This window comes from bacterium (assembly GCA_026416715.1).
In the GTDB taxonomy this organism is placed as follows: domain Bacteria; phylum UBP4; class UBA4092; order JAOAEQ01; family JAOAEQ01; genus JAOAEQ01.
Genome location: JAOAEQ010000007.1, coordinates 12,010 through 37,415 on the forward strand (window position 1 = coordinate 12,010; position 25,406 = coordinate 37,415).

A 25,406-nucleotide genomic window follows, 5' to 3' on the forward strand; every position below is an offset into this window, starting at 1 on the left:
GTCTGATATTTAGCCTATCATATGTAGAAATGATGGCGCAAAAAATTTTAATGGTAGAGTGGAGCGGGAGGAAAACTCCCGCAAACCACGTAGTGTAATTTTGAATTCGAATTCAGGGTTAGATATCTATTAAGATTTTGATACATCAACCTCTACTTCTCTTTCGGATTCAGATTGTATTGTTTCTGATATTGTAGGGGATGGTGTGGGTGTTCTACGATCTAATTCCTTGAGTTTAGCTTCAAGGTATTTTGCTTTATCAGCAAGGGGAAGACCAGTTCCTGCAGGAATAAGTCTTCCCATAATAACATTTTCTTTCAAACCGCGGAGAAAGTCAATTCGACCAGCAGAAGCTGCTTCTGTGAGGACACGTGTTGTCTCTTGGAAAGAAGCGGCAGATATAAACGATTCGGTTTCGAGCGACGCTTTGGTAATCCCGAGCAATTTTGGTTTAGCATCAGCCAGTTTTCCGCCGAGTTTAGCGACTCGTGCATTTTCTTCCCTGAACGTATATTTATCGACTTCATCCCCAAACTTAAACCGGGTATCTCCAATATCGTCAACCGTAACTTTTCGCATCATCTGTCGGATGATAATTTCGATATGTTTATCATTGATAGAAACTCCTTGGACACGATAAACTTCTTGAATTTCATTTAACAAAAATTGTTGTACTTCTTTTTCTCCTTGGATACGAAGCACATCGTGAGGGTCAACCGACCCATCAGTCAGACGTTCTCCTGCAGTAACATGTTCTCCAGAGCGAACGTTTACGTGCCGATTGAGAGCAATGTTATAAGCATATTCAAGTCCATTATCTGCCTTGATAATAATGCGTCTGGTTCCTTTAGAAATACCCGCAAGTTCAACCACGCCATCAACTTCAGCAATAAGTGCACATTCTTTCGGGCGTCGTGCTTCAAAAAGTTCTGCGACTCGGGGTAGACCACCGGTGATATCTCGGGAAACAGTTTTTGCTTTGCGAATACGAGCTAAAACTTGTCCGGCATAAACTCGTTTTCCATCATCTACCTCGGATTCATGTGCAAGATAACATCCGCTTGGTAATGGATACGAATTGAGTATTTCTTTTGGATTAGCTGGATTAAGAATTTGTATTTCTGGATGTAATTCCGCTTTATGTTCAATAATAACCCGATTGCTTACCCCGGTAGATTCGTCAAATTCCTTTTTCATGGTTTTATCTTCAATAATATCTTTGAATCTAACGATTCCTTCTACATCAGTAAAAATAGGTATATTGTGTGGGTCCCAGACGACAACACGTTCACCACTATTAACCTTTTCACCATCAGCAACAGAAATCGTTGCCCCATAACTAATATCACGAAACTCCTGAATAACCTTGTTGTCAGAATCAAGGATAACTATCGATCCACCACGATTGAGCACAACATGTTTATTTTGTGGATTGGTAACTGTTTGCAAGTTCCGATATTTGACAATTCCGGGAGCACTAGCTTCATACCATCCTTCCAATTTCCGAGCAGCAGTACCTCCAATATGGAATGTCCGCAAGGTTAATTGTGTTCCTGGTTCGCCAATAGACTGGGCAGCAATAATTCCAACCGCTTCTCCAATTGCAATTAATTTTCCAGTAGATAAATCAGCACCGTAGCATTTTTGACATACTCCCCGTAAGGTCTCACAAGTTAATACTGAACGAATAGTTACCGCTTCAATATTTGCTTCTTCAATAGCTTGCGCTAGGTTTTCATCAATTAGCGTATCCGCTTTAACAATTATATTGCCGCTAATAGGATCAATAACATCTTCTAGAGTAACTCGACCAAGAACCCGGTCTGCAAGAGTTTCTAAAACCCGAACCCCTTTTGGTGTGGACTCTTTAATTGCCTGAACTACAATACCTTTGATGGTATGGCAATCTTCTTCAATAATTGTTACGTCTTGTGCGACATCAACCAGTCGTCGGGTTAAATATCCAGCATCAGCAGTTTTTAACGCGGTATCGGCAAGTCCTTTTCGGGCACCGTGGGTCGAAATAAAATATTCAAGCACTGTTAATCCTTCTCGGAAGTTCCGTTCGATAGGTTGTTCGATAATTTCACCCACACCACCAGTAAGTTTTTTCATTGGTTTTGCCATTAACCCACGCATTCCTGCTAACTGACGAACTTGTAAATGTGATCCCCGTGCGCCACTATCTGCCATCATAAAAACAGAATTAAATCCGTCATTAACTTTTTCTAATTCAGCTAACATTGCTGTAGCTACATCTTCAGTAGCGTGTGACCAAATATCAATAATCTTATTATATCGTTCAGTATTCGTCACCAGACCTCGGGTATAGTCTTGTGTAACTTTATCAACTTCTTTTTTAGCTCGTTCTAATATCTCATTTTTTTTCGGCGGAACTTTTAAATCATCAATGTTAATACTAATTCCAGCACGAGTCGCATATTTAAATCCCAGGCTCTTCAATTCATCTAGTAAAATAGCTGTTTTCTGATTTCCATATTGCTTGCAATAATCGCCCACCATCATACTTAATTTCTTTTTATTTAATAAGCAATTTGCATACGGTTTATCGCTAAAGAAAGAAATTCCTTCAGGTAGTGAGAGATGAAACAATATCCGACCCACAGTGGTTATCCATTCTTTTCTTTGGGTAGGATTATTTTCATCGGGTAGCCGTACTTTAATTTTTGCGTGTAAATCGACCAGTTTATGCTCATACGCATAAACTGCTTCATCAAATGATGAAAATATTTTACCCTCACCTTTAGCTCCCGGTCTTTCTTTAGTTAGATAATAGCAACCGAGAACAATATCCTGAGTTGGCGAAGCAATTGGTTTTCCATCTCGCGGGGAGAGAATATGATACGTTGAAAGCATGATATCCCGTGCTTCGATTTGCGCTTCTTTCGATAGGGGAACGTGGACAGCCATCTGGTCACCATCGAAATCAGCATTAAATGCAGTGCAGACCATTGGATGAAGCTTGATAGCTTTTCCTTCAACAAGCACCGGTTCAAAAGCTTGCACGCCTAACCGATGCAACGTAGGTGCACGGTTTAGTAGTACAGGATGTTTTTTTGTAACTTCTTCTAACACATCGAAGACAACAGGATCTTCGCGTTCAATGAGTTTTTTTGCACTTTTTATCGTATTTGCTTTCCCTATTTTTTCAAGTTGTTTAATAATGAATGGTTCAAATAGTTCAAGCGCCATTTTCTTTGGTAATCCGCACTGATTGAATTTGAGTTCTGGTCCGACAACGATAACGGAACGACCTGAATAATCAACCCGCTTTCCAAGTAAATTCTGCCGAAACCGGCCTTGTTTACCTTTCAACATATCAGAAAGTGATTTTAATGGTCGATTGTTTTGTCCTTTAATCGGTTTTCCGCGACGACCATTATCAAATAAGGCATCTACGGCTTCTTGTAGCATCCGTTTTTCATTTCGCAAAATTACTTCCGGCGCATTGATTTCCATTAACCGACGCAACCGATTATTCCGATTAATCACTCGACGATAAAGGTCATTTAAATCGGAGGTAGCAAATCGTCCCCCATCAAGGGCTACCAGTGGCCGTAAATCAGGGGGAATGACGGGAATAACGTCTAATATCATCCATTCAGGACGATTGCCGCTATCTCGAAACGATTCAACTACCCGAAGCCGTTTAATAATCTTTTTTTGTTTTTGCGTTGAAGTAGTCTCCTTCATTTGCGCAAATAATTCTTTTGCTAATGCTGTACAATCTATTTCTGATAGCAAAATTTTAATTGCTTCGGCTCCCATCATAGCTACAAAAGCATCTTTACCAAATTTGTCAACATTTGCTTGGTATTCATCTTCGGTGAGCAATTGTTTTTTCTGGAGAGGAGTATTTTTCGGATCGATAACAATATATTCTTGAAAATACAATACCCGAGTTAAACTTGCGAGCGTTAAATCTAATAAATTACCAATTCGACTCGGAGTCCCCTTGAAAAACCAGATATGGGATACAGGCGCCGCCAGTTTAATGTATCCCATTCGTTGCCGACGCACTTTTGATAACGCAACTTCGACTCCACATTTTTCGCAGACTATTCCCCGATATTTAATCCGTTTATACTTTCCACAAGAACACTCCCAATCTTTAACCGGACCAAAAATCCGTTCACAGAATAATCCATCTCGTTCCGGTTTAAACGTTCGGTAATTTATAGTCTCAGGCTTTTTAACTTCTCCAAAAGAACAAAGCTGTTGATCTTTTTTCGATTTAATACAACGACAAAAACCTTCTTTATCAGTTTGACGACATTGTCTTCGGACCCACTGAATTATTTGTTCCGGACTAGCGATACTAATTCTAATTGCATCAATTTCATTAATGGTATTCCCTGCAGCAATAAACCGATGAAAATCGTTTACTTGGTATGAACCAGCTTCAAGTTTTATATTTGATTGCATAGGTTACCTCACTCATTATAAAATAAATTTTATGGTGTGATTGGGTTATGTTTTTATCTAGGCAAATTGAGAAGTCCCATTTATTTTATTTTTTTATTCCAGGTACTGGCTGTGGTTTTGATTCATCCACAAACATTTCGGTTCCAGATATAGCTGAGTCGCTTATATTCGTCGATATTTCTGATTTCAATTCTGTTCCGCCCGTTTCTCCGCGTTTTTTTGATAACACGTCTATCTGAAGTCCCAATCCTTGCAATTCTTTGACCAATACATTGAACGATTCTGGAATACCCGGGGCTGCAGTATGTTCACCTTTAACTATCGATTCGTAAACTTTGGTTCTTCCTTGCACATCATCTGATTTCACGGTAAGTAATTCTTGTAAAGTATACGCAGCGCCATAAGCTTCAAGTGCCCAAACTTCCATTTCACCAAAACGTTGTCCACCAAATTGCGCTTTTCCACCTAACGGCTGCTGGGTAACTAAAGAATATGGGCCAATAGAACGAGCATGGATTTTATCATCAACTAAATGTGCTAACTTCATGATATAGGTATATCCAACAGCAATCTCATTATCAAAAGGTTCGCCTGTTAATCCGTCATAAAGTATCGTTTTACCGGATTCGGGAAGCCCAACTTTTTTAAGCCAATCTTTAATGGAGTCATGTTTTTTCAAATGCTTACCCGATTCCAATTCTGTTTCTCGAGCTCCATCGAAAACCGGACTGGCCACATGTAATCCACCACATTCGGTACATCGTGGAGAAATCGATTCAGCTGTTTCTGCTTTTTCTTTATGTTTTGCATTTGCTTTAGGACATTCGGGGTCGTGCATTTTTGCTGCGGCCCAGCCAAGATGCAATTCTAAAATTTGGCCCACATTCATACGTGAAGGTACTCCCAATGGATTGAGAATAATATCCACCGGCGTTCCATCAGCTAAATATGGCATATCCTCTTCAGGTACAATTTTAGCAACCACCCCTTTATTTCCGTGTCGGCCGGCAAGTTTATCTCCAACGGTTAATTTTCGCTTCTTGGCAACATACACTTTAACAAGTTTTGCTACTCCAGGAGGTAACTCATCACCATTACGGATTTGGTCTAACTTTTTCTGAAATTGTTGTTCAGCTTCTGCAATTTGTTTCTCTTCAAACTCCCAGTTTTCGCGAAGCGCTTCTATTACGGTGGCCGGAAGTTTTAATATTCCCTGGTTAAATTTTTCACGCAGTAAATCAACAAACTCAGCGTTAATTTCATCTCCTGGTTTGTACAAAGCTTTGCGTTGTCCTGGAATATAAATCGGCGATTTAATTTTTTGACCAAACAATTTACGAATCCGTTTTTTAGTTTCTTCCCGAATATGTTTAACCTGTTTATCTCGAGCTTTTTTTGCTTCATCAATCAATCGAGCTTCTTCATTTTTCTCAGCAACAGTGGTTCGTTCCCGACGAGAAAATACTTTTGTATCGATAACAATTCCTTCATTTCCTGGCGGTAAGCGTAAAGAAGCATCGAGAACATCCCCAGCTTTTTCACCAAAAATGGCTCGCAATAATTTTTCTTCACTCGATAATTCCGTTTCACCCTTCGGGGTAACTTTACCGACCAAAATGTCATTCGGGCGGACTTCAGCTCCTATCCGAATAATCCCATTTTCATCCAGATTCCGTAACGCTTCTTCGCCTAAATTAGGAATATCTCGGGTAATTTCTTCTTTACCGAGTTTAGTATCCCGCGCTTCTAACTCAAATTCTTCAATATGGACACTACTAAAAATATCATCTTTAACTAAACGTTCCGAGACAATAATGGCATCTTCAAAATTATATCCGTACCACGGCATATATGCAGCTAGAACATTTCTACCAAGCGCCAATTCGCCATGGTCAATTGCGGGACCATCAGCAATAATCTGACCTTTTTTAACCTTATCGCCAGGTTTCACTACCGCCCGTTGATTAATGCACGTACTCTGATTACTTCGGTTATACTTTCGCAATTGGTAAACTTGATGTTTGGCAGGAAGATATGGAGCACGACTTGGTTCAGTGTTTTCTTCGATAACAATCATATCACTGGAAACATAAGTTACAATTCCATCGGATTTTGCGGTTATGCAAGAACCAGAATCTACCGCAACTTTATGTTCAATTCCTGTACCTATTAATGGTGCTTCGGTGCGAAGAAGAGGAACAGCTTGCCGTTGCATATTGCTACCCATCAGTGCACGGTTTGCATCATCATGTTCAAGGAACGGAATTAATGCTGCGGAAACACTAACCAATTGTTTCGGTGAAATATCCATAAAATTTACCTTATCTCGGGTAACTCGAGTGAATTCACCTCGGTGTCGAACATAAATCATTTCGTTCTGGAACCGACCATCTTCTTTCAGAGGTTCATTAGCTTGAGCGATAAAATATTTTTCTTCTTGATCGGCGGTGAGATGTTCGATTTCATTTGTCACTCGACCTTTAATAACTTTACGATAGGGCGTTTCTATGAATCCAAATTCGTCAATTCGCGCAAATGTTGCAAGTGAAGAAATTAAACCGATATTTGGCCCTTCTGGGGTTTCAATAGGACAAATGCGACCATAGTGAGTATAATGAACGTCACGCACTTCAAACCCAGCGCGTTCGCGGTTTAATCCACCGGGTCCTAACGCACTTAACCGACGTTTATTTGTCAATTCCGCTAGTGGGTTCGTTTGGTCCATAAACTGGGATAATTGACTTCGTCCGAAGAAATCTCGAATAGCTGCAAAAACAGGTTTCGGATTTATTAGATTATGGGGCATCGCACTATCCAAATCAAGAATACTTAATCGTTCACGAATCCCCCGTTCCATAGCTGCTAATCCCATTCGAATCTGATTCTCTAATAATTCTCCTACGGAGCGTATTCGCCGATTGCCTAGATGGTCTATGTCATCGATAATATCTTCACCATCTTTAAGGCGAAGAAGATGTTTTAGAATTTCAACAATATCTTCTTTATGCAGAATTCGATCATCACTGTCGCCGGTTAATCCCAATTTTCGGTTTAAGCGCACACGACCTACTTTTCCTAAATCATATCGTTTAGAATTACTAAACATTGTCTCTAGAAGAAGCTGACCACTTTTCGGGGAAGGTGGGTTTCCAGGTCGTATCCTGCGATATAATTCGATCAAAGCATCGTTTTTCGTTTTATAGGGGTCTTTTTCTAATGTTTTTAAAAAACATTGATTAGATTTACTAAAATCAATATCAATAATTTTTACTTTTTTAATACCAAGCTTACGGAGCTGATTAACCATTTCTTCAGATATTTTCTGCGGCGGTTCCGCAACAACTTCACCGGTTTCCATATCTACCACATCCTCTGCAATACGATATGGTTCTTTCATTGCGAAAATATCACGTAAATCAGTGTCTAGTTTAATTTCTCTGGTAGGGTATACCGCAGCAATAAGTTCTTCGTCTGAATTATACCCAAATGCGCGTAATAGCGTGGTAATATAAAATTTGCGCCTGCGGTCAATCGATACAGTAATTAAATCTGCGGCATCTAGTTCCATTTCTAACCAGGCACCTCGGGTCGGAATTAATCTCGCGGTTAATATTGGGCGTCCACTTGGATGTTGTTCTGTTCCAAAAGATACACCTGGAGAACGATGGAGTTGACTTACAATAACCCGTTCTGCTCCATTAATAACAAATGTTCCGGTAGGTGTCATTAACGGGATTTCGCCTAAGTATAGCTCCTGCTCTTTAATATCCTTAATATATTGGGTTCCGGTGGCCTTATCCATTTTTCGGACAATAAGCTGAAATTTTACTTTCACTGGTGCTGCATAGGTCATGCCCCGATCCATACATTCTTCAATAGTATATTTTGGGTCTCCAATTGAATAGCTGGTAAAATCAAGCGTGGTTTTATCACCGCTAGCTGATATGGCTTCAATTGGGAATATCGAACGAAATGCAGCTTGGAGACCAATATCCTTCCGTTTTTCTGGTGGCACTGTTTGCTGTAAAAATTCTTCATACGATTTCTGTTGAATTTCAATTAAATTCGGCATGTCGATCACATCTTCTAATCGGGCAAAACTATACCGGCTCCGGCTACGAATGGGAAGGGTATCCTCTTTTTTCATTGATATATAAACCTCCTAGTTGGGGATATGAATTTTACGGCTTTAATTGATAAGTACATTAAGTTAGAGATGTTTTTAGTAATACGAGATCGGGGTATTAGCATCATCCCGTCCATTGTGGTAAAATTTACCTAATTGAACATCAGCGAGGGGAAAAAAGTTTGACAATAAGCGCGGTTTTTTGAAGACAGTAAAGTATTTTACCAATGACTTTTGCATATTATAGACAAATATATATTTTAACAAAAATATTTATAAAATGTCAAATTTTAATTATACTTTAAATGTCATAATATGTATATTTTAATGTTTATTTTTAATGTCATTATGGATTATTTTATAAAAATCATTGAAATCTATATGGTTACGTCTGATGCTTATATAGTTCTTTATTATGCTATAATACTTGCGATAATTTATTGAAAGGAAAATAAATATATATGCCATTTCCAGTACAACGATTACGGCGTTTGCGGAAAACTCCACAACTTCGCAAATTTATTCAGGAAACGAAATTATCTATTGACCATTTCGTTATGCCATATTTTGTTTGTCCTGGGAAAAAAATTAAGCTGCCGATTGAATCTATGCCGGGCAATTTCCGCCTTTCAATTGATGAATTGGTTACCGCCGCTCAACAAACATATTCGCTGGGGATTCCGGCAATTCTATTATTTGGTCTTCCAGCAAAAAAAGACGAAAAAGCATCCAGTGCATATGCTGATGATGGAATTGTTCAACAAGCAGTTCGTGCGATTAAATCTGCGGTACCAGAACTTATCGTTATTACCGATGTGTGTTTATGCGAATATACCAGCCATGGGCATTGCGGTATACTCAAGGATAGACAGGTGGATAACGATACGACGCTTGCTATCCTTGCACAAACCGCATTATCCCATGCGAATGCTGGTGCGGATATTGTTGCCCCATCAGATATGATGGACGGACGTGTTGCTGCTATCCGAAAGATATTAGATGAACATAATTATTCTGATATTCCGATACTAGCATATTCCGCGAAGTTTGCGTCTGCATTTTATGCGCCATTCCGGGAAGCAGTAGATTCTGCGCCGCAATTCGGTGACCGCAAAAGTTACCAGTTGAATTCAGCAAACGCAAGAGAAGCATTACGTGAAATTGCGCTCGATATCGAAGAAGGAGCAGATATCGTTATGGTAAAGCCTGCGCTCGCGTATTTGGATATTATTACTCGTGCAAAACAGACATTTAATATTCCAATTGCTGCATATAATGTTAGCGGCGAATTTTCGTTGGTTAAAGCAGCGGCAGAAAAAGGTTGGATTGATGAATCACAGGTGGTACTCGAAATTCTCACTAGTATTAAACGAGCAGGTGCGGATATTATTATCAGCTATTGGGCAAATGAAGTTGCGAAATTAATTTGATAGAAAAATTTATTTTCCAACAATTTCATTTAAATGAAAACAAGAATATTATAACAAGCAAACTCACCATTGATAAGTTTGCTTTTTTATTCTTTATAAACTGAAATTGATCGGCAGTTAATAGATTTCTTAACTATCAAATCTACCACAAAATTGATACAACTGACTTTTATGTGGAGTCCTATTCTGAAGTTTGTCCGTTTAAGATAGCGTGATTTTTTGATTTGGGTTTAACTACGACCAATGCATAAGCATTCGGTTTAAAAAGATCGTTAGCTAATTTACGGATATCATCTTTTGTTACCGCATTAATCCGCATAGCGTATTGGTCAAGATTGTCATAACCAAGTCCGTACAGTTCATCGAGAGCAGATTCGAACGCTTGTGCAGAATTCGTTTGTGTATCAATCGCCTTATTTCCAATAAGTTCCTTTTTTGCGCGAATCAATTCTTCATCGGTCACATCCTCAGATTTAATTCGTTCGATTTCAGCGAGTATACTTTTAATTGCAATTTCAATTTTATCCGTTTCAGTACCAACATAGAAAATGTACATTCCGGGATCTAGACCAAGAACCGGTATCATACCAACATAATATGCTAACCCTTGTTTTTCACGAATAGTATCAAATAACCGGGATCCTTGTCCGGATAGGATTGCATTCATAACTTCACTAGTATATCTTCGAGGATCAGTAATTTTTATTCCATGGTAGCCGATGAGAATAACTGTTTGCTGTTTTTCTTTGGTTTTTGTAGTTGTGCGGATAGCAGTAATCGGTGATTCGGTTATTTCTTCCCGGTAGGGAATTATTGGGGTATCAAAGGACTCAAATACTTTTTGGATTTGATTGAGAACCGTTTCTGTACTTATATCACCGAAAATCGCAAGTACCGCATTTTTCGGAACGCAAAGTTGTTTGTAGAATTGGATGATATCATTCCGGGTAATAGTGGCAACAGTTGATTCCGTTCCAATAGTTAAACGACGGTAGGGGTGGACTGTGAACAAAGTTTCGCGGAGTAATTTCATTGCAGCTGGGAAAACGTCATCTTCCTGACTGCGGATAGCCGCAAGAACATGCTGGCGTTCAATTTCCAACGCTGATTCTGGGAAAATCGGGTTTAAGACAATATCAGATAGGATATCTAATCCAAGAGATAAATCATCTTTTAAAATATCAATGGTTACGCCAAACGAATTATTTCCACTATAGGTATCAATCTTACCGCCAACCTGTGCGATTGATTCTGCAATTTGTTCTGCGGTTCGGTTTTTTGTGCCTTTTAATAACATTCGTTGGAGCAAATTGCAAATTCCGTTATTTTGGTCAGTTTCATACACCACTCCACCTTTAAAAACAAGACGAATACTAACTAACGGTAAATCATGGTTCTCTTTAATTAGAACCGTTAAGCCACTTGGAAGTATAACCTTTTTAATTTTTTTTCTTTCCGTTTCTTGCTGACTTCTCACTTCTGTCTTCTGAATCTCAGATTCAGTTTTAGGTTTTAACACTGCAATTGTGAGATTCTCTGGTCGCAGATATTTTATCGCTACTCGTTGAACATCTTCTGCAGTTACCTGCCGAATTTTATCGAGATAAGTTTCAGAATAATGAATGTTATTCATCGTTACCGCATCATTTCCCAATTGTCCTGCTTGTCCTTGAACTGTTTCTTGTCGGAAAATAAACGAACTTGCGATCATTTTTTTCGCTTTAAGTAATTCTGTATCCGGAATAGGATGAGTTTGAATTTTTTTGATTTCATCAAAAATCGCTGATTCTGCGTGAATCCGTTTTTCTTCATTCAGCGTTGCAGAGATACCAAATATTCCTGGATAAGTCGGCGTTAATGACCAAACATTAATCGAATGAACTAGTCCTAATTTCTCCTTAATCTGTTGATACAATCGAGAACTGTTCCCTTCACCGAGAAGAACGGCAAGAACATCCAGCGGATATACGTCGTCACTATAAATGCTCGGGATATGATATCCCATTTCTAAATAAGTCTGATTAACCTCTTTTTCAACTTCAGCGCGCCGTAACCCGATCTGTGGTGGCTCTTCAGGAATATAGATTGGTGCTAGCTCTTTCCGAGTGAACTCTTTAAATGCAGATTCGATTTTCGGTTTTACCTCTTCCATTTTGAAGTCGCCTACGATAACCAATGTTAGATTGTTTGGAACGAATGTCCGCTGATAATATTTAACCAAATCATCCCGTGTAACTTGCGTAAACAGTTCACGATATCCGATGACCGGATGCCGATAGGGATGAACAGAATACGCTGTGCTCCAAAATAATCGGCTAACAATTCGGTCCGGTGCGTCAAGATTCATATTAATTTCTTTTAGAATAACTTGTTTTTCCTTTTCAAATTCTGCGGGTTCAAACGTTGAGTGCATGGTTACATCAGCAATAATATCAAGTCCAGTATCAAAGTGGTTACTGCCGATAACAATATGGAATACCAACCGGTCGATTGAGGTATACGCGTTCAATTCACCGCCAGCTTCCCGAATTTCTTGCGCGATTTGGTTCACCTTCCGTTTTTCTGTTCCTTTGAACAGCATATGTTCCATAAAATGCGATATCCCATACCCAAGATATTCATTTTCATGGATGCTCCCGCGATTACACCACATCTGCATCGCAATCACCGGCGCGGTATGTACTTCTTTCAACACGACTGTCATTCCATTATCCAAAGTATAACTGATAGCTGCGGGTTCTGCCTGAACGGTAATAGCGATTATGAAGCTGGAAATAATGAATAAGCTTAATCCAAGATTTTGAGACATACCCCAACCCCCATAGATTAACAGGTATTAACAGCAGATTATACAGAAAAATCCTTAAAAATTATAACACGAAAGAATAGGTTTATCAGTTATTAGTTGTAGGTTTTTAGTTGTTAACCTTACAACCATCGAGATAAGGCATTGGAATATAGTGACTTTGTATTATAAAATTGTTACATATCAAATTATTCGTTATAGGAGATAAACATATGGATGGTAAACCGCAGGGAATATTTAATTCGATTCCACAAAGTTGTTTTAATTTCAAGTTTTATCAGGAAATCGCTAAGCAAAAGGTTTGGAAATCGATTCTTTATCTTTCGCTATTACTCCTAATCGTTGCACTCATTCTCACGGTATATTATGGAACGAAACTGCAACAGGTGATTTATGAAGGGAATAAAATCGCGAAACAATATCTGCCGGAAATTAGGATTGTTAATGGACAAGCGCAGGTTAACGTTCAGCAGCCATATATCGTCTATAAAGATGAAACCTTTATTATAATGATTGATACTACTGGCCAATATACCTCGATTGATACTATTTATCAGGGTGGGATGCTTTTAACCCAAAACAGTCTGATTGTTAAAGAAAGCGAACTGGTGAGTCGAATCTATGAATTATCACAGTTTCCAGATATGGTAATTAATAAACAAACCATTGAACAATGGACGAAAATTGCAATTATTGTTCTTTGGATAGCATTACCAATTGGATTATATTTCTATCAGATTGTTGTTAAATGGTTGCAGATATTCATATTCAGTTTGTTCACCCTAAGTTTAAATAATACCATGAAAACCAACCTGAAATATTCACAACTGGTAAATATTGGGATTTATGCGCTTACCGCTCCGGTTATCCTCGATTTGATATACGTGCTAGTCGGTCGACCAAATCCCCTCTTTATATGGCTCTATATAATCGTCTATGCGATGTATCTTTTTATGGCAATGAAGAACCTGAAAGCGCAAGATAATGTTTCCCAGATTCCTTTTAACCTTTGAAACAAAAACACCTGGGATTTTCCTTATAACTCTATAATTATCAATCATTAGCGCAATATTTCTTGACCAAATTTGATTTCTAGAGTTAAGGGAATAAGATATAGAAATAACAGACATCCATATATCTCACTTTAGTATCTTGTATCTTGCTAAGATTACATGATTCTTCTTTACAGGAAGAGAAATTCAGAGATAAAAACTGCGCAGATTAACCTAATCTGATTCAATTATGCTGTTGATTAAAAAAAGAGCTAAATCAGAGTTTAATTCGCTGATGCATATTTTTTTCCGGTTTATCATCTCCGCAATATTCGGTGGATTCATTTCGTTTATTTTCCTCTATGTTTTTCTCGATTTGATTTTAATGGCTTCTGCTGCTAAGCAATGGAAGTTTATCAGCATCATTTTAATCCATGCGGTATGGATTCTTCCGACGATTTGGGGGATTCTCGGAATATTCTATTTCGAAAAAATGCTGTCCCTTGCCCAGAAATCATTCGAACGATTTATCAAAATCATCCTTTGGCCATTTTATTAGTGATACTTTCAAAAAGAAGAATTTGAAAAAACCAAAGTTAAGAATTTCTTGCCTCTTTTCAAAAAAGTTTGGGAATTTGTACAGAAAAAGCGAACTAATTCAGATAATCCTAATTTTAATTTTGCTACAGATCAACGCAGAGTTTTCAACTTCGCAGATAGGTTTAATTCTAATCAGTTTTAATTCCGCTTCAGGTGGATTAGTCTGGGCTATAATAAGTTTTGGTAAGTAGTATAGTAAAGGTCTAAATATTTCTCCCAAGAAAGATGGTTGATAGCCGTAGTTCGGCAGCGGGAAGCGAGTGTTTCTCGGTCAGCGAGATGGACTAATAATTTCTGTAACTGTAGGATAGTATAACTTTCATTGTGCAGGTCAATCACAATACCTACCTGTTCCTGTTCGATAATCGTCTGGGTATCTCCAATATTCGGATATGCGATAACCGGCACCCCACATGCCAGATATTCCGCAAATTTCACTGGAGACGCGACTTTGCTAATTATCGAGGGGAACCGAACCAACAATGCGATATCACATGCGCAGAGATAATCAGGCATCTCCTTGAATTCGGGAGTATACGACTTAATTAAATCCAAAATCCGTATATCGAAATCAGAAACTTTCTGTAAATAATTTTGAATTTTGGCTTTATCAGGAGTTAATAAGAATAAAAGCGCATCAGTGCGCAGTTTTAGAATGTGCTGGAATAGTTGTATCCCGCCCTCAAGATATTGATAGGGAACAAACGCACCTACGGTAAAAACAACTACCAGGTTATCTTCTACCCCTAACTTTTTTCGTAATGCTATCCGCTTTTCAGAATTATAACTAAAGTGGTTGATATCAACGCAACATGGCGTGATAAGCGGTTTTAAAGTTGGAATAATTTTCTGATAATGTTGGGCAAACGGTTCCGAGAGAACATAAACCCTATCCGCATTCTTCAGCAGCCATTTTTCAATGTGTTTCCAAACTCGATATTTTCGGTGGGATTCCTGCCAACCTTGTGCTAACGCGAGTTCTTCTGGAATTAAGCCCCGCGGGTCGAAGATGAACTTCTTCCGCAGCAACTTTTTGCAGAATACGCCGATTATTCCTGGGATATAACTGCGGGTATGAATAATCTGGATCTGATATCGAAGAAGAGTATACAACGTAATCCAACCTAACAAGTTTAAATCAATAAGCAAAGCTAAGTTTGACCAAACTCGCTGCCAGAAAGATTTATTTGCGCTATCCATCCTTAGAGATTCAGAAAGAAAACGGGGAATAATGATAACTCGAATTCCGGATTGAGCTAGTTCTTTGCGAAATGTGGATTTCAATGCTTGGTTTAGAAATTCTTTCCACCGTTCGACGGTAATCAGAGTAAACTTCAAATCGTTCGGATATTTCGTAGAAAGCAGTTTTAGGAGGGTCTCAACCTGTGATCGTAATATACCGAGAGTCATTACGCTGTTATAAGTTAAATATAAAATATTCATATTTTATAAAATCCGAGTATCGACCACCGAAATCCGAAGCGAAAATAAAAACATAGAGACTAAAGACATACAAAGTAAAGCCAGACTTGTCAATAAAAACTTTGAAATAAGCATAATTTAATTTCGCATCGCTAAGTTTATATTTTACATATGCTTTTATAGATTCTTTCCGTTTCTTCCGCCATACGGTCAACAGTGAACATTGTTTCCGCTCGGGTACGTGCAGAATATCTCATCTGATTCCATTTCTCTTTATTCTGATATAATTCCCGAATCGCATTTGCTAGTTTATCAGTATCGCCTGCAGGAATACAAATTCCGACTTCTGGAGTAACCACTTCTGGTAAAGCACCGGTATTCGAGGCGATAACAGGTGTTCCACAAGCTAGCGCTTCTGCCGCAACGAGCCCGAACGCAGGTGCGGTTAGTTCTGGAATTATAAAAATATCTGCTGCACTATACAAGTATGGTAATTCTGCTTCTGATACTTTTCCTAAAAATCGTACTTGTTGGGTAAGTTTTCTGGTTTTCGCTCTCTCTTTTAGCTTAATAAGATATGGTCCTTCTCCAGCAATAATAAGTTGATATGGGATATCTTTGAGATTGATAACTGCCTCAAGGAGAATCTGGAATCCTTTACTTTCAATTATTCTTCCGAAAGCAAGTAAAGTTAAATCTGATGAGAATCCGAATTTCTGTTTTGCGTCCGATTTATTATGCGGCTGAAAATAAGCGGTATCTATCCCTAGATAAACAACCGATAATTTTGGTTTGATATGCTTTTGGTCTTTCAGAAGCAATTGTTTTGAAAAATAGCTATCTACTACAATCGCATCAGCCCGGGTTAATAATTGATGATATAATGGGGTAACTCCTAACCGGTTACGATGTTTCCAGAGATGAGATAATGAAAACTTTTTAGTAAACAAAAGTGTTTCAGAAGTTAATGTGCCATGGATGGTAACTACCAACGGTTTAGTTTTTTTAAACATATATCCGAACCCAGCGAATCCCTGTGCATGGATGATATCGAACGACTCTTGTTTATCCAATTCATTTATTAATTTTGCTGATTCTCTAAAAAAGGACAAAGAATATCGTCCGGGTTTTGTCTTTGGAATATAAACAATATTAATTGCGGATGGCGGATTGTTAATTGCGGATGGAGTGAATTGAGCAGAAGTAATTATAGTAATTTTATGCCCACGATGTTGTAATGCGTGCGCTAGAGTAAATGTATGCGTTTCTAGACCGCCATAGTGATGAATTGGTATAGCGCGCGATAATAAGCAAATATGCATAATTCAATGAATCCAAATATTGAAATTCGACACAAATTACGAATGTTTAAATCCTAAATAAAAGAAAAATTAGTATATTAGTTATCATCCAGTTTCATTTCATGAATGCTGATCTAAGGAGAGTATTTCTTCATAGACTTTCAAAACTTCTTGCGCATGCCGGTCGCTGCTAAATTCAGCTATTGCACGGTTGCGACCAGCGTATCCCATTTGTTTTGCTTTCTCAGGATGGTTTAATAATGTTAAACATGCATCCGCTAATCTCTGTGCATTGGCTGGGGGAACTAGGATTCCCGTTACTCCATCTATCACCGCTTCGGGTATCCCATCGACATTACTGGCAACGACAGGTATCCCCGCTGCCATTGCTTCCAATACTATTCGAGGTAGCGGATCCCAGAGCGAAGGTACTACGCAAATATCTATACTCTGCAGAATATCAAAAATATTGTGTTGCCAGCCGACAAAATGAACATCCGATTGTATCCCAAGTTGCTGGGTCAATACTTCCAAATATTTACGAATTGTCCCATCACCAATAATGAGAAATTGTGGTTTCGGGTTCTGTTTTAAAATTAGTTTTGCTGCCTGGAGAAAATAGGTATGTCCTTTTTGTTTCGGAATAAGCCGTGAGATTAACGCGATTACCGGTTTGTTTGGGAGTAATCCGAGATTTCGTAAAATGGAAGGTTTATCCAGCGCGGGATTAAGTTCTAATATTTTCGTACCATTTCGAATGGTAATCACTTTATCGCCAGGAATTTTTAATTTATCAATCGTATTGTGTCGGACAGCGTCAGAGACCGCAATAATTTTGTTCTGACGAGTAGCAATGAGCCGAGTTAAACATATATAAACGTATTTTTTCCAATTAGGAAGCGGTCCCTTATTAATCATATTATGTATTGTGGTAATTAACGGACGTCGAGTTTTCCATGCAAGGATGAAACCAATAAAATCTGCTTTCAATTCGTGCGTATGAATTATATCAATCTGTTTCTGTAAAATCATTTGTGATAACTGGTTATATAAGGAAATCCGGAATGGTGCGTTTAAATCCATCGGAATCCATTCAATACCACTTTTTTTTATTTCCGATTCGAAGGAACCGTTTTGTGGAGAAATAATTAAGGTTTTACATCCGAGTTTTTCTAATTCCTGGCAGAGCAGTAGAGTATGTATAGGCGACCCGCCAATATTCGATGAACTAATCAAATGTAAAATTCGCATTGTACCGATTTTTACGTTACCATTCGACGTAAGATGAGAAACAACCGATTCGGTATATAAGGTTGTATCAATTCAACATCATATAATTCAATATATTTACACCAGAATAAAAGAAAAGAATAGCCAATAAAAGTAACAAAAATAATCGGAATAAAAAAGCTTAATTGCATTGGTAATAAACGATTTATAAAATAACATATACCAGTAACTATAATAATTTGCAACGGATAATAAACTGTTGGTTTTATAGGTATGGCGCGTAAAGAAAATTTCATGGTCTGGAAGAAGTTATAATGTAATACAATTGCGCTCAATCCCCAAGAAAGAAAAACTGCGATAACCGCACCGGTATATTTTAAAAAATAGATTGCATATGGCGTGAGGAAAACCATCAAGATTAATGTCAATACTGCACTATACATTCCGTATTTCGGTTTTCCTATTCCGTTTAGCAGGTATGCTGCAGGTATTACAGTGAGATTTAACCAGAAACACACAGCTAACCACCGCATGGTTGATGCCGCTATAGTTATGTCAACTCCTGCTCCTAACCAGAAATGAACGAGTTCTCTCGCAAAAGCAAAGATGAAAGCAAATAACGGAAATCCCACAAGATATAAATACCGTAACGATTGTTGAAATAGCCGTCGAATCATTGTATTTTCTTGCAATGCAAACAATTCCGATGCGGTTGGCATAATCGGACTAATTAATCGCATCAATAATTTCCTGAGTATCGCCACTACTTTCAAGGCAACATCATAAATCCCAGTCGCTGCGGTGCCAAGATAATAACTGATAAATACTTTTGGTAAATCAACTACCACTTGACTGGCAATTCCGGAAACCTGCAGTTGTAAACTATATTTTAATATCTTTTTTAATTCTACCAAATCAAATAGTGACAATCGTATCTGCAATGGTTTAAATAAATATTTTGCAAAAATGATATAGATTAAAATAGTTAAACTATCAACAACTACCATTAATCCGACTAACCCAAACAATCCCCAACCGAGATATAATACGATTAATGATAGGATAACTTCAGCAATATTAGATACCATACTGATTTTTGAAACGATATCCATCCGTTGAAGTCCGTTTAGCAGTGAGGGAAATATACCAAAAATCTGGTTTCCGATAAAAACAAGGACAGCTCCCCAGAAAACAAAAGTATAATAACCATATTGGGTTGAAGAAATATGAAATAAATCAGTATATATCCAGGTCTGGGCGATGATTGCGATACCGAAAACTATCAATCCTAGGAGGAAATAAAGAATAACAGCAGAAGACAGTAACTGATTGATTCTAGCGTATTGTTTTTTAGCATAGTATTCCGGAACATACTTTATTATTCCTTGCGGAACACTTAACGACATCTGGGCGATTTGCCCGCCAAGAACACCGAGTAACGACCAAATACCGTATTCGGCTAATCCGAGTTGCCGAATCATATAACTGATTAAAATCAGTTTTAGCGGGATATTAATAATGTCGTTTAGCACCGTATAAAATGAATTACGAACGATAATTCGTTTAGTATCTAAAACCATAATAGACGATAGTATAATTAAATTGTATTAATGGTAATTTTACCCTAAATTAGTAATAATAAAATAGAGTAATGGAATATTCTTATGCGGTTGATAATCTTTTGGGAATCAGTGTATGGGAAATTGATTAGGTAGAAATTTATGATAATTGAAGCAAATTAAATAGCGGTAAATCCGGTATAATAATAAATTTTGCACCGTACCTCAACTTTTCCTTCTTCTTTCGCTTGAACTTCGATTTCCTTCAGTTCAGCTAATGCTGGAATATTTGATACTGCATAGAGAAATTTATTAAATGCTAGATTATTCGCTTTTAACTTAATTTCAATGGGCCATGCAGTAGCTATCGGTTTAGCTTGAGGAGTTGTTGGTTGTTGTGGTTGTTGTGGAGCATATCCAGGAAAACCCCCAGGGAATCGTCCACGAGCACCAGCTGGTCCCATACCGGGAGCACCAGGTCCGGCTAATTCTGGCGGTAACGCTGGTCCTTCAATGCCTGCTGGTCCGCCAGGAAACCCGGGGAATACTCCTGGTTGCGGTTGCGTTGGCGCTGGTGCAGCTGGTTTCTCCGATTCGCGATATATAGGTTCTTCATTATATAAATTGATTGCCATTACATTCTCTACTTCTGAGTCAATAGCGAGTTTTAATAGTTCATTAGCATTATGTAAGATAAATAGATAGCTTTTAATATCTTTTTTATCCTCGGTTGATATTTCTAGTAAATCAAATAATTCTTTTTCTGAAATTTTATAATCGCCTAGATTAGATTTGATAAAATTAAAAATTTTTAATTGTTTAAGATAGGAAACTATCGGTGGCATTTGGTTCAATTCCACCATATTAAATCCTAATTTCCGTTTTATTTCGAAATATTTACTTGTAAACTCTTGTTTTAGTGTTGGGTCGAGATTGGGTAAGCGTAACACTGCTTTTTTGCTTTTTAAGTCATCGAGATAGTCCGGAATACGTTTTGGGTCTAGTCCAGGAACATCATCAGTTATATTCCAATTCGCAAAAACTTTTACGGTAGTTTTTATTGCGCTTTTTTCGGTTTGTTTAAGGGTTTGTAATGCGTCTAAAATCGCTTGAATACCTCTAGTGGTATCAAAATTGTGATTGATATGAAGCAATTGTTTTGCGGAATCATAGTTATATTCTAATCTATCAACTTCATCTTTAATGAGAGTTAATTCTTTTGGAGAAAGGTCATATTTGTAATATTCTTGATATTGTGCAGCGGCAGCTTGCCAATTTTTATTTACCTCGGATAGCGCATTTGATTGGGGACGATATAACAGAAAATGAATCAACGTTATGACCAATAGCATGCTGATTAAAATAATAACTATTTTTTCTCGTTTACCTATTTTCATAGAGTTTTGGAATTAGAACCAAGGAAAATATGATGTTCTGCTAAATACTTTATAGTAATAATAACTTACTCCAATCTAACCGATTTGTCAACATTAAATTTAATTTTAATATTGTTAAACATCAAGTTTATTTTTATTTTTTATTTTTTGGTTCTCCTTTTTCGATAGGATGTTTAATAATGCCTGAAGTCCGAATAGGTAACTGTCCAATCCCAATCCTGATATTTGCCCAGCAGCAACCGGTGCTATATACGATTTATGTCGGAACGATTCCCGTGCATAAATATTCGATAAATGGATTTCTATGGTAGGTCGGTTTGTTGCGACTATTGCATCCCGAATAGCGATGCTGGTATGTGTATAAGCTGCCGGATTAATTAATATCCCATCTGCCCAATTAAGTCCAAGTGAATCAATGGTATCGACAATCGTTCCCTCATCATTTGCTTGAATAATTTTTAATTCTGCATGACTCTCACGCGCTAATTTTTTTAGTGCTTTATTTATTTCCGAAATTGTAACTGTGCCATATATCTGTTTTTCCCTGAGTCCTAATAACTGTAGATTTGGTCCGTGGATTACTAAAATATTATATCGTTTCATTGTATAAAAGATGTTATAACGGATGGATGATTTTTTTTAATTTGTTTTCGGAAATATTATCAACTAAAGTAACTAAACCAATTTTTTTCGGCAACACCATTCGTAATTTCTGGTTACGGACTTTTTTATCTCGATATATTGTATCTAAAAATTTGGATATTGCCAAGTGGGGAAGCTGAATTGGTAGTCCAATATTAACTAATAAATCTTGTAATCGTTGGAGCTGATGTCTATCAAATAACGATAAATTGTGAGCCAATTTTCCGGCAGCAACCATTCCTATAGCCACTGCTTCTCCATGTCGATATTGCGTATAATTTGTTAACGTTTCTATTGCATGCCCTATTGTATGGCCGAAATTAAGAATAGCGCGTAATCCCTGTTCAGTTTCGTCTTGACTAATGACCTCGGCTTTAATTTGGCAACATCGCGTTATGAGATACGTTAGACATGATGCATCAAGTTTTTTTATGTTTGAGATATTGCGTTCTAGCCATGCGAAAAAAACGGCATCGTAAATAACCCCATATTTAACAACTTCAGCTAACCCAGCCCGAAATTCGCGTTCAGGTAATGTAAATAAAACGTTCGGATCGGTAAGAACTAACTTCGGTTGATAGAAACTGCCAATGAGATTTTTACCTAAAGGTAAATTTACCCCGACTTTCCCACCGACACTACTATCAACTTGGGCAAGAAGTGTTGTTGGTATCTGAATAAAAGGTATTCCACGAAGATACGTTGCAGCAACAAATCCAGTTATATCGCCAATGACTCCTCCCCCCAGTGCAATAAGTGCTGAATTTCGGTCGAATTCATCGAGTACCAGTCGTGTATATATGTCACGGACAACGTCAAGATTTTTATATTCTTCACCATCGGGAATTGAATAGAGTTTCGGCTTAAATCCTGCACGTAATAAAGAACATTCCACTGGTTCCACATAATATTTGCCAACAGTAGGATTAGTAACAATACCAATCCTTTTACTGAACCCAAATTGCAAAAGGTGTTCGCCGACTAGATTGATAATTCCCGGCTGTATCAGAATATAATAGCTACGTTTATCAAGTTTAACTTTAATCCGCCGGCATGCTAATTTATTTTTTTCTTTTGCTAACCGAGGCATTCTCTTATAAAATAGTTATAGGATAGTATTTTATTATACCAAAGATTTAATTGTGAGACTAGATATATCGATGATTGGTTAGCCCTCAGTTTATTATCGGTGAAAATTTTCGGAACTCATATATTATGTTACGGCTTATTCAGGAGATGATTGTATATCGTGAACTCTTATGGAGTTTAGTGCAACGCGACTTAAAAGCACGATATAAAGTCGCGACACTGGGTTTCCTCTGGTCTTTAATTCGTCCTTTGTTTACTATGGTCATACTCACCATCGTTTTTTCAAAGGTGTTCCGCTTTGAAATAGATATGAATGTTGTGTATCCACTCTATTTACTATGTGCATTATTACCCTGGGGATTTCATGTAACCGGTATCAATAATGCTACGCACTCTTTAATTGCCAACGCAAATTTGATTAAAAAAGTTAAACTACCGCGAGAAGTATTTCCGTTATCTGCCATAATTGCAGAATTAATAAATTTATTATTATCGTTTATAATTCTCTTTATTTTCCTGATCATTTTTCGCGTTCCAATATCATGGTCTATTTTTTGGCTTCCTTTACTTCTCCTGATTCACTTCATTTTTATTACTGGACTGGGTTTGATTACCGCGTCAATAAACGTTTTTTTTCGAGATACGGCAGCAATTCTTGATGCCATAATGACCGCGTGGTTTTACTTAACCCCAATCTTTTACCCAATAAGTTTAGCTAAGCAGCATTTGTCTGAGCCATTCTACAACCTTTATTTATTGAATCCGTTAGTTCCCCTAATCACTGGATATCGCAAAGCATTGCTGGGTAATGAATACAATACTATGGCAACTTTCGGGCCGAGCTTCAATGAATGGGTTTGGTTTTTAGGAATAACTTTTGCAATCGCTTTGATAATATTATGGTTTGGTATCATTATATTCCGGTCGTTAGATAGTCGATTCGTTGATGAACTATAGAAAAAGATAAATTGCTGTTCTGAAAATCGGAGGAAAAGATTTTATTACCTATTCGTCCATTCACCAAGTTCTCGGTTCGGTTACCTTTTAGAAGGGAGGGAGAAATTAATGGAATCATTAAGCGGGATGTTTTCAAAAATTTTTTTACGGGCAGCATTTGTTTCTATTTTACTCGGGATTATAGCGCGGTTATTCTACTTTGAGAGTGGTTCAGCCAATATTCCTTGGTTATTTGGGATCACTGCTAGTGCGTTTCTCCGTTTTACTGATACTTGTTTATTATTTACTATTGCATTTGCGTTGATACACCTTATTGGGAAAAAAGAAAGTAAAGAAGAAGCGAGACCAGAATAAAAAATTTGATAATGTAACATCAATGATAGTAATGCCTATCAGTTTCCCGCCCAGTACTTTGGAAGAAACATTGTTTTACTGGAGTTTGAATGTTCGCTACGATACAAGTAGACCTTGATGGAATTTGGACAATATTTAAATATCATCGAATTGAGGTCGCGCATTATCCAGATATAGTATTTAGCCAGAGTATATTTCGATTTCTGGAACTGTTTCATAGCTATAATATTCATGCGACTTTTTTTGTTGTCGGTAGCGATTTAGAAAATCCTGAGGTTGCCAACCAGGTGAAGCGATTGGTTGATGCTGGACATGAAATAGCTAATCATAGTTATTCGCATCCTCTAAATTTTTCTTTACTATCGACAGCGGATAAGCGAAATGAGATTTTAAACGCGGATAGAATTCTCCGTAAGATAACTGGGAAAATAGTCAGGGGATTTCGCTCACCCGCTTATGCAATTGATACCGAAACATTAATGGTATTAACAGAATTAGGCTATCAATATGATTCTTCGATTTTACCGACGCATTGGTCATGGTTGATTCGGTGGGTTGAATCAGGAATGGCCTTACTCCATTTTTCACCTTCAGCTAGTTATGGTAAAATTAAATATGCTAGGGCTCCACAAACGATTTATCATCCGGATTTAAATCGCTTTTGGAAAAAAGGAAACTCATCGCTATGGGAAGTACCAGTTAGTGTATATCCATATATTCGAACGCCAATACATAGTAGTTTTGCAAGTCGGATTGGATGGCGATATTTCGCTAGTGCAGTAAATCAGATATCACGATTAGGGTTGCCTTTAATTTATGTATTTCACGGAGTAGATTTGGTTGATGATTTTGTTGACGACCGTATCCCAAAAATTAAATGGGTTTGTAAACCGCTCAAAGTTAGGTTAATCTTATTTCATCAGATGCTTGAGTATATATCTACAAGATATCAGATAGTATCGACAAAGGAACTGATTGAAAATCAGTCTGCGATCCGAAATTTTACCTCCGAACATCCTTAGATTTAACTTTGACTTGAGGCGTTAAGTCTGCAT

At 37.6% G+C, this 25,406-nt stretch carries 15 protein-coding genes and 1 pseudogene; 6 read left to right on the top strand and 10 right to left on the bottom strand.

Annotation, left to right across the window (positions count from 1 at the left end; genetic code table 11):
- Positions 1-129: 129 nt before the first annotated feature.
- Positions 130-4,446: a DNA-directed RNA polymerase subunit beta' gene (rpoC, locus tag N3A72_04095; protein ID MCX7918790.1), complete on the bottom strand. Its 4,317-nt coding sequence runs from the start codon at positions 4,444-4,446 to the stop codon at positions 130-132.
- Positions 4,447-4,669: 223 nt separating this feature from the next.
- Positions 4,670-8,593, bottom strand: a pseudogene (gene rpoB, locus N3A72_04100) (DNA-directed RNA polymerase subunit beta).
- Between the two features lie 440 nt (positions 8,594-9,033).
- Here rpoB and hemB point away from each other — a divergent pair.
- The gene (gene hemB, locus N3A72_04105; protein ID MCX7918791.1) at positions 9,034-10,002 is read left to right on the top strand and encodes a porphobilinogen synthase; all 969 of its coding nucleotides are present in this window, start codon (positions 9,034-9,036) and stop codon (positions 10,000-10,002) included.
- Between the two features lie 181 nt (positions 10,003-10,183).
- Here hemB and N3A72_04110 read toward each other — a convergent pair whose 3' ends face one another.
- Complete coding sequence (locus N3A72_04110) at positions 10,184-12,811, bottom strand: insulinase family protein (GenBank protein MCX7918792.1); 2,628 nt, start codon at positions 12,809-12,811, stop codon at positions 10,184-10,186.
- A gap of 209 nt (positions 12,812-13,020) precedes the next feature.
- On the opposite strand from N3A72_04110, the gene N3A72_04115 reads away from it, so the two are divergent.
- Together N3A72_04115 and N3A72_04120 are read left to right on the top strand one after the other, a co-directional pair.
- Positions 13,021-13,821, top strand: coding sequence for a DUF1189 domain-containing protein (locus N3A72_04115; protein MCX7918793.1), 801 nt, complete (start codon positions 13,021-13,023; stop codon positions 13,819-13,821).
- A gap of 229 nt (positions 13,822-14,050) precedes the next feature.
- The gene (locus N3A72_04120) at positions 14,051-14,359 is read left to right on the top strand and encodes a hypothetical protein (GenBank protein MCX7918794.1); all 309 of its coding nucleotides are present in this window, start codon (positions 14,051-14,053) and stop codon (positions 14,357-14,359) included.
- 209 nt (positions 14,360-14,568) lie between these two features.
- On the opposite strand, the gene N3A72_04125 is transcribed toward N3A72_04120, so the two are convergent.
- The 7 genes from N3A72_04125 to aroB all read right to left on the bottom strand — a co-directional run bounded on the left by N3A72_04125 (position 14,569) and on the right by aroB (position 23,041).
- Positions 14,569-15,843 (bottom strand): glycosyltransferase, encoded by a 1,275-nt coding sequence (locus N3A72_04125; GenBank protein ID MCX7918795.1) that lies wholly within the window; start codon positions 15,841-15,843, stop codon positions 14,569-14,571.
- 137 nt (positions 15,844-15,980) lie between these two features.
- Positions 15,981-17,144 (bottom strand): glycosyltransferase family 4 protein, encoded by a 1,164-nt coding sequence (locus N3A72_04130; protein MCX7918796.1) that lies wholly within the window; start codon positions 17,142-17,144, stop codon positions 15,981-15,983.
- Positions 17,145-17,243: 99 nt separating this feature from the next.
- The gene (locus N3A72_04135) at positions 17,244-18,374 is read right to left on the bottom strand and encodes a glycosyltransferase family 4 protein (protein ID MCX7918797.1); all 1,131 of its coding nucleotides are present in this window, start codon (positions 18,372-18,374) and stop codon (positions 17,244-17,246) included.
- Between the two features lie 11 nt (positions 18,375-18,385).
- A complete protein-coding gene (locus N3A72_04140) occupies positions 18,386-19,933 on the bottom strand; it encodes an oligosaccharide flippase family protein (GenBank protein MCX7918798.1) in 1,548 nt (515 codons plus the stop codon).
- 158 nt (positions 19,934-20,091) lie between these two features.
- Entirely contained in the window at positions 20,092-21,309 is a 1,218-nt protein-coding gene (locus tag N3A72_04145) for a collagen-like protein (protein MCX7918799.1), read from the bottom strand.
- Positions 21,310-21,423: 114 nt separating this feature from the next.
- Positions 21,424-21,912, bottom strand: coding sequence for a type II 3-dehydroquinate dehydratase (gene aroQ / locus N3A72_04150; protein MCX7918800.1), 489 nt, complete (start codon positions 21,910-21,912; stop codon positions 21,424-21,426).
- A 13-nt stretch (positions 21,913-21,925) separates the two neighbouring features.
- Positions 21,926-23,041 carry a 3-dehydroquinate synthase gene (gene aroB / locus N3A72_04155; protein MCX7918801.1) on the bottom strand — a complete coding sequence of 372 codons (1,116 nt, stop codon included), beginning with the start codon at positions 23,039-23,041 and terminating at the stop codon, positions 21,926-21,928.
- A 125-nt stretch (positions 23,042-23,166) separates the two neighbouring features.
- On the opposite strand from aroB, the gene N3A72_04160 reads away from it, so the two are divergent.
- The 3 genes from N3A72_04160 to N3A72_04170 all read left to right on the top strand — a co-directional run bounded on the left by N3A72_04160 (position 23,167) and on the right by N3A72_04170 (position 25,373).
- Entirely contained in the window at positions 23,167-23,997 is an 831-nt protein-coding gene (locus tag N3A72_04160) for an ABC transporter permease (GenBank protein MCX7918802.1), read from the top strand.
- Between the two features lie 108 nt (positions 23,998-24,105).
- Entirely contained in the window at positions 24,106-24,351 is a 246-nt protein-coding gene (locus tag N3A72_04165; protein MCX7918803.1) for a hypothetical protein, read from the top strand.
- Positions 24,352-24,440: 89 nt separating this feature from the next.
- On the top strand, positions 24,441-25,373 hold the full coding sequence (locus N3A72_04170) for a polysaccharide deacetylase family protein (GenBank protein MCX7918804.1): 933 nt from the start codon (positions 24,441-24,443) through the stop codon (positions 25,371-25,373).
- Positions 25,374-25,406: the final 33 nt, after the last annotated feature.